Source organism: Ammoniphilus sp. CFH 90114 (assembly GCF_004123195.1).
Lineage (GTDB): Bacteria > Bacillota > Bacilli > Aneurinibacillales > RAOX-1 > YIM-78166.
Genome location: NZ_SDLI01000018.1, coordinates 39,307 through 46,064 on the forward strand (window position 1 = coordinate 39,307; position 6,758 = coordinate 46,064).

At 42.4% G+C, this 6,758-nt stretch carries 7 protein-coding genes; 4 read left to right on the forward strand and 3 right to left on the reverse strand.

The genetic code is table 11. The features are described from left to right. Nucleotides 1–79 precede the first annotated feature (79 nt). The 3 genes from EIZ39_RS23710 to htpG all read left to right on the forward strand — a co-directional run bounded on the left by EIZ39_RS23710 (nucleotide 80) and on the right by htpG (nucleotide 3,266). A complete protein-coding gene (locus tag EIZ39_RS23710) occupies nucleotides 80–406 on the forward strand; it encodes an MGMT family protein (RefSeq protein ID WP_129203599.1) in 327 nt (108 codons plus the stop codon). Between the two features lie 382 nt (nucleotides 407–788). After that, the gene (locus tag EIZ39_RS23715) at nucleotides 789–1,214 is read left to right on the forward strand and encodes a VOC family protein (protein ID WP_129203581.1); all 426 of its coding nucleotides are present in this window, start codon (nucleotides 789–791) and stop codon (nucleotides 1,212–1,214) included. Between the two features lie 171 nt (nucleotides 1,215–1,385). After that, nucleotides 1,386–3,266, forward strand: coding sequence for a molecular chaperone HtpG (gene htpG, locus EIZ39_RS23720; protein ID WP_129203583.1), 1,881 nt, complete (start codon nucleotides 1,386–1,388; stop codon nucleotides 3,264–3,266). Between the two features lie 61 nt (nucleotides 3,267–3,327). Here the strand turns inward: htpG and EIZ39_RS23725 are convergent, their stop codons facing one another. Both EIZ39_RS23725 and EIZ39_RS23730 read right to left on the reverse strand, forming a co-directional pair. Continuing rightward, the gene (locus EIZ39_RS23725) at nucleotides 3,328–4,281 is read right to left on the reverse strand and encodes a DMT family transporter (protein WP_129203584.1); all 954 of its coding nucleotides are present in this window, start codon (nucleotides 4,279–4,281) and stop codon (nucleotides 3,328–3,330) included. A 101-nt stretch (nucleotides 4,282–4,382) separates the two neighbouring features. Next, the gene (locus tag EIZ39_RS23730) at nucleotides 4,383–5,249 is read right to left on the reverse strand and encodes a LysR family transcriptional regulator (RefSeq protein WP_164985286.1); all 867 of its coding nucleotides are present in this window, start codon (nucleotides 5,247–5,249) and stop codon (nucleotides 4,383–4,385) included. 215 nt (nucleotides 5,250–5,464) lie between these two features. Here EIZ39_RS23730 and EIZ39_RS23735 point away from each other — a divergent pair, with 215 nt between their 5' ends. Next, nucleotides 5,465–5,989, forward strand: a complete 525-nt coding sequence (locus tag EIZ39_RS23735) for an HPP family protein (protein WP_129203588.1) — start codon at nucleotides 5,465–5,467, stop codon at nucleotides 5,987–5,989. A 64-nt stretch (nucleotides 5,990–6,053) separates the two neighbouring features. Here the strand turns inward: EIZ39_RS23735 and EIZ39_RS23740 are convergent, their stop codons facing one another. Further along, complete coding sequence (locus EIZ39_RS23740; RefSeq protein WP_129203590.1) at nucleotides 6,054–6,497, reverse strand: PAS domain S-box protein; 444 nt, start codon at nucleotides 6,495–6,497, stop codon at nucleotides 6,054–6,056. Nucleotides 6,498–6,758 lie beyond the last annotated feature (261 nt).

Genomic DNA, 6,758 nt, shown 5'->3' on the forward strand with positions numbered 1-6,758 from the left:
CTCTATTTTCTAACGGACTATTGTCCGCTGATCGGTAAGGGAGGAGGAATGTCAGGTGGACGACCAAGATAGAGAAGCCATGTCGTTTACGGATAAGGTGTTAGAAATTATTCGAGCTATACCCTCTGGCAAAGTGATGACTTATGGTCAAATTGCCAGGCTTGCAGGCAGTCCGAGAGGGGCAAGGCAAGTGGTTAGAATTCTGCATTCCATGAGTCGAAAGCATCAGCTTCCATGGCATCGGGTCATCAATGCAAAAGGTGAAATTGGCTTGAAGGATGAGGAGCATGTCCAAGCTCAGAAGATGTCGTTAGAAAGCGAAGGGGTTCACTTTCATCACCATACTTTTGTAAATCTAGAAATCTATCAATATCACCCGGAAGAATGGGAAGATAAACATAGCTGAGCAACTTCCTACCCTTATTTCATTGGGATGAGCGGAGAACCTGTGACCCTTTACTTTACCAGGGTGGAAGGCATGGCTCTTCATATTCAAGTGCGGACATCAGGTACGTAAAAGCAGTTAAAACCGCTATGGATTGGGGAAAAACGGACGTGGTTACCGTTATTTTGCTAATATACGGTTGCCTTTACGTGTTTTGGCCCAAATAGCGAACGTTATGTCCGATAAATGATCTCTTGCAGCGTTTTTAGCAAAGATAAGGGATCCTATGTCCAGGATATGTCTCAGGGAACTTATTTTATTTATGATGGATGATGTTTTTCTACGGATTTTCGGTATATACTAGGAATGATTTTCCAAATGTTGTCCTAGGAGTTGTTAAATCATGACAGTGCGCTTAAATCCTTATCTAGTTATGAATGGAAATGCTAAGGAAGCGATCGAATTCTACCAGAAGGCCTTAGGAGCTACAGTCCTTGGCATTCAGACTTTCGGGGAGATGCCGTCGAACCCGAATTTCCCTATGCCCGAAGAGGCAAAGGGTCGTGTTGCTCATGCGATGCTAAAGGTTGGAGAAACCGAACTTATGCTATCGGATACGTTCCCAGGCCAACCCCATCAAGTAGGCAATCAAGTCACGATTTGTATTACGGCTGATGAAGTTGAGCACTCAAAGAAAATCTTTGATGCGCTGCAACAGGATGGTCAAGTAGGGATGCCATTTCAAGAAACGTTTTGGAGTCCTGGATACGGAGTCGTAACCGATAAGTTTGGGGTTACTTTCCAAATCAGTACGGAAGGCAAACACTAAAAGATATGGGGAGGTGCAAGTCAGAGGAGACTTGCACTTTTCCCTTTGTTTGGGAAATCGATATTGACAATAAATCAGAAAATGTGATAATTAATTAGTGGTTAGCACTCGGAGTGATTGAGTGCTAACATCCCTACATAAGAATGTTTGAATTGGAAAGGAGAGATTTCTATGGAAAAAAAGCAATTTCAAGCCGAATCCAAAAGACTTTTAGAAATGATGATTAACTCCATCTACTCTCAGCGTGAGATCTTTTTGAGAGAATTAATCTCGAACTCGAGTGACGCGATTGATAAAATCTATTATAAAGCTTTAACGGACGATTCCCTTAGCTTCGATCAAGATAGCTATTACATTAAAGTAGTAGCTGATAAGGAAAATCGGACACTCAGGATCACAGATACTGGAATCGGGATGACACCGGAAGAGTTGGAGAACAACCTCGGCATTATCGCGAAGAGCGGTTCTTTAGCATTTAAGAAGGAAAATGAGATCAAAGATGGCCATGATATTATTGGTCAATTCGGGGTTGGTTTCTATTCCGCCTTTATGGTAGCTGATGTGGTGACCGTGATGAGTAAAGCCCTAGGCAGCGATCAGGCCTATAAGTGGGAATCTCAAGGTGCGGATGGTTATACGATTGTTCCTTGCGAGAAAGATACGGTCGGTACGGAGATTATTCTTAAGATCAAAGAAAATACCGAAGAGGAAAGTTATGACGAGTATCTTGAGGAATACCGATTAAAAGGGATTATCAAGAAGTACTCCGACTTTATTCGCTACCCGATCAAGATGGATATCACCACCAGAAAGCTCAAAGAAGGCAGCGAGACTGAATTCGAAGAAGTAAAAGAAGAGCAGATTGTCAACAGCATGGTGCCGATCTGGAGAAAGAATAAAAGCGAGTTAACGAAGGAAGATTACGAGAATTTCTATGCGGAGAAGCATTACGGATTTGATCAGCCGCTTAAGCACATCCACATTAGTGTGGATGGGGCTGTGAGATATAATGCGATTCTATTTATCCCTGAGAGTATTCCGTTCGACTATTATTCCAAGGAATTCGAAAAAGGGCTAGAACTCTATTCTAATGGCGTATTGATCATGAACAAGTGTGCCGATCTACTTCCTGACTATTACAGCTTCGTGAAAGGGATGGTGGACTCGGAAGATCTGTCCCTAAATATCTCTCGTGAGATCCTTCAGCATGATCGCCAGTTGAAACTCATTGCTAAGAATATTAAGACGAAGATCACGAATGAATTGCAGAACCTATTAAAGAATGATCGCGAGAAGTACGAGCAATTCTATAAGTCCTTTGGCCGCCAATTAAAGTATGGTGTATACAGTGACTACGGCACGAATAAGGATGTTCTTCAGGATTTACTCATGTTCTACTCTTCCAAAGAAAAGAAGATGGTAACACTAGATGAATATGTATCAAGAATGCCAGAAGATCAAAAATATATTTACTATGCCTCTGGTGAAACGAATGAACGTATTGAAAAGATGCCGCAAACCGAGCTGGTTGCGGACAAGGGATATGAAATCCTTTACTTTACGGATGAAATCGATGAGTTCGCGATCAAGATGTTGATGTCTTATAAAGAAAAAGAATTCAAGTCGGTATCTAGTGGCGATCTAGGCATTGAAGCAGAGGATAGCCAAAACAATACGGATGCAGAGCAAAAGGAAAACCAAGAACTCTTCGATCATATGAAGAAGGTGCTATCTGGAAAGGTAAAGGACGTTCGAGTATCCAAGCGCTTAAAAACACATCCTGTTTGTCTGTCAACAGATGGGGAAGTAACCATTGAGATGGAAAAGATCCTAAAATCTATGCCTAATAATCAAAATATCCAGGCAGACAAGATATTGGAACTCAATGTGAACCATGAGGTGTTCCAGTCTTTAAAGGATGCCTTCGAGAAAGATCAAGAAAAATTAAATCTCTTTACAAACCTGTTATACAATCAAGCTCTTCTTATTGAAGGATTGCCTATTCAAGATCCGGTAGAATTTACGAATGACATTTGCAAAATTATGGTTTAGATAGGCATAGAGGCTATCCCAAGAGGTTCGGTAAAACCTCCTCAAAGGGATAGCCTCTTTATTATATCTTCCCTGCTACTTCCCGCTGCTCACCTTCGGAACAGATAAGATGGCCTTTTGTTTCTGCGCTTCTCTTCTTGGGAAGAAGAGAGAGAAATACTTTTCGATTAATGATTACGACTCCACTCAAAACAAAAATAGTACCTGCTAGACTTGTGACAGGATAGGCTTCGCCCATCAAGAGAGAACCAGCAGAAAGGGCAATAATAGGTGCCACGTAAGTCCAGGTAGACGGAAATAGTGGGTTCGTGACATGAATGAGCCAATAGTATATTCCTGATGCCAAAACGGAAGCCACAATAGCCAAGTATAGCAAGCTCGCGATGGAGGTGGGCGTCCATTGGGTGAAGGTGAATGGACGCTCACCAATCAATAGGGAGGCAAGAAACAAAGCCAGACTAGCAAAGCCCATTTGTATACTATTAAACCATTGCGGAGAAAGACCTGTGGATAGAAGCTTTTTCGAGCGAATGGCGCCATAGGCAAAGAACAATTCAGACAGTACAATAGCTCCCTTGGCCATTAGACTCTCCGTTGATGAGACATCTGACCAAATATCCTGGTAAAGTACGAGATAGAGTCCAGTTAACGCCACGAAGAAACCTAACCATTGAAGCCGGTCCATCCGACTTAACAAGCCAATGAATAAGGGAGCTGTGGCAACGAGTAAGGAGGCAATCCCCGACGAGATATGCTGTTCTGCCCAGAACAAGGCAGCGAACGGGATCGTCGTCATTAGGATTCCTAAGTAAGCCATTTCGAGATAAAGTTTTATCCCTTTAGGGTAAGAGCTTTTCTTTATTAACATAAGAAACAAGCCTAGTACCAAGCTTGCAATAAAAAAACGCAAAGAGGCCATATATAGTGGAGGCAGCCCCTCCGAGAGTCCGATTTTAATAGCCAAGTACGTGGTTCCAAAAATGAAGCACATCAACAGATATCCAATTAGCATCATAAAAAACTCCTTTCTCCAACTACTTTCAAGTTAGAGAAAGGATAACATGCGATATCAATTTCAAGGTAATACACATCGGGTATTAGGGATATAACTCAAGGTTATATCCCTAAGGTGAATTGAATGAATTTTTGTGTATGTTCTTGATTATCCTGTCGGTAGACAACGTCGACCGTTCGCTCCAAAGATGGGGATGAGACCTTTCTCGTGGTAAGAAGAGGGTCTGTAATACGCTCAGCCACCATATTAGGCGTAATAGAGATACCAAGCCCATTGGCTACAAATGAAAGAACGGATTCATTGAATTCGAGTTCCATCGTTTGGGTTGGGTGGACGCCCGCTTCATTACAGCTTTTTCGAAAGGATGTGCGGATATCGCAAGGGTCTTTATACAGTATCATTCTATGCGCTACGAGCTCCTGCAAGCTGATCTCCTCTTGTTGTGCGAGGGGATGCGATTTTGGCAGGACGGCAAGGTAGGGCTCTCGGAATAAAGAAATCCACTCCAGTCCTTCGGGCTTCATACAGTCTTGAACGTAGGCGATATCGAGCAGATCCTGTTTGACTAGTTCTATGAGTTCTTTCGTCGTATCACGGAGAATGATCTCCAATTGATAAGGCCGGTGGGATGTCAAGCAATCCATAAATAAAGGTAAATAGTAGGTCCCTATGCTAGGGAGGGCGCCTATGCGGAGATGAATCTTCTGATTAAACATCTGGAGCTCTTCCTTAAGCTGCTCTACCTGTTGAACGATAGTGCAGGCTTTCTCATAGAGGAATCTTCCCCCACTCGTTAACTCCATTCCTGTTTTTTTCCGGATAAACAAAGGGCATTGAAGTTCACCTTCTAATATCATTAACTGCTTAGTAAGTGCAGGTTGAGAAAGAAAGAGCGATTTGGCTGCTTGGTTCAAACTGCCATTCTCAACGACCGCGATAAAGTATTTCAGTTGCTGAAGTCTCGGCATAGGATTCATCCTTTTCGCTGGGGTATAACATTAGGTTATATCTATATAGAAGAATGGAAATTCTCCCATTTTAGTGTTAATGCTACACTAAGTTAAAATCTAAAATTTGGCAAGAGGTTGGAAGAAGGCGAGAGGAATGCAATGAACCATTATGGATTGAACTGTGATCCTAATCAAGTGATGATGCAGAAAGATGGAGAGGAGGTCATTTTTTAATGATCATGGGTCAGCTTAAGCCGTATATAGCAAAAATGAGAGGGACGGGAAAAAGTCCGTTAAAGGTGATCCCTAAAACATTATTAATTAGCTCTGTTGGAGGATTCTTAACGATTGCTTTACTTGTCTATATGACGAATGTTACTTCCTCTATACTTTTGATGGCCCCCTTCGGAGCAAGTTGTGTTCTGGCCTTTGCGGTATGGGAATCTCCTCTTTCTCAGCCAAGAAATATTATCGGAGGGCATCTTGTATCCACGGCGGTAGGTTTAGGTTTATATCATCTCTGGGGAAATCAGCCATGGGTACTAGCCTTAGGGGTAGGGTTGGCCATTGGAGCTATGATCGTCACACGAACCACTCACCCACCAGCTGGGGCGGATCCTATTGTGGTGATTTTGGCTGGGAGCAGCTGGGGCTTTTTATTCACTCCAGTTTTGTTAGGTTCCATCATTATTGTCGTAGCGGCTCTTTTGTTTAATAACTTAGATGAAAATAGAAGGTACCCTACATTCTGGGTATAATGAAGCTAAGGGCCACGAAGTAAGTTCATTACTCCGTGGCCGTTATGATGTCTCACGATCAATCTTAGTTCCCCGCTCCATTAGCCTGTATCTTAGAGATCATAAAAGAAGCAATGTAATACATAGGTTCTCCGAGTTTATCTTCAATCACGGTGATATTGAGCCATTCGCGATAAATTTCCCTGTTCTTACGACGGTCCCATATCCGACCATTCCAGCGACCTTTCTCCAGCAGGCTATTCCACATGAGCTTATAAAATTCAACGTTATGTTTTCCAGATTGAAGCATTCGAGGATTCCTGCCAATAACTTCAGTAGGTTGATAACCCGTTACTTCCATGAAAACTTTGTTCACCATGATGATATTAGAGTGCTTATCCGTTACGACCATTCCGACGTCTTCTTCCGTCTCATCCAACCATCGTTTTAGATCTTGCACTTGGGTGACTGTTGGATGAAAAGGTTCAACCATGTCCGCGACTTCATCTACATAAGACCAAAACATCATGATCACTATCCTTCCCTATGATTTAAGGAAAGAATTGGCCGGTCGAGCCTGGATGAAAGGGATTGTGGGCGCTTAACCGGATACCTCCCTGTTAATATTATACAATATTTGACAATCATCGAGTAGGTTGTTCATAATATCTACAAGATCTATATGGGAGGCAGAGGGAGGAAGTTACGGGAGTAAGAATAAGCGGAGATTTTCCTGTTATTTCTACTTCGGGTGGTAAAAACTCTAAAGCCCCCTAACAGGATTGGACAC

Bases quoted from the DNA above. Each gene is read 5' to 3' on its own strand.
- EIZ39_RS23710 (WP_129203599.1), top strand. From the start codon at position 80: ATGTCGTTTACGGATAAGGTGTTAGAAATTATTCGAGCTATACCCTCT.
- EIZ39_RS23715 (WP_129203581.1), top strand. From the start codon at position 789: ATGACAGTGCGCTTAAATCCTTATCTAGTTATGAATGGAAATGCTAAG.
- htpG (WP_129203583.1), top strand. From the start codon at position 1,386: ATGGAAAAAAAGCAATTTCAAGCCGAATCCAAAAGACTTTTAGAAATG.
- EIZ39_RS23725 (WP_129203584.1), bottom strand. From the start codon at position 4,281: ATGATGCTAATTGGATATCTGTTGATGTGCTTCATTTTTGGAACCACG.
- EIZ39_RS23730 (WP_164985286.1), bottom strand. From the start codon at position 5,249: ATGCCGAGACTTCAGCAACTGAAATACTTTATCGCGGTCGTTGAGAAT.
- EIZ39_RS23735 (WP_129203588.1), top strand. From the start codon at position 5,465: ATGATCATGGGTCAGCTTAAGCCGTATATAGCAAAAATGAGAGGGACG.
- EIZ39_RS23740 (WP_129203590.1), bottom strand. From the start codon at position 6,497: ATGATGTTTTGGTCTTATGTAGATGAAGTCGCGGACATGGTTGAACCT.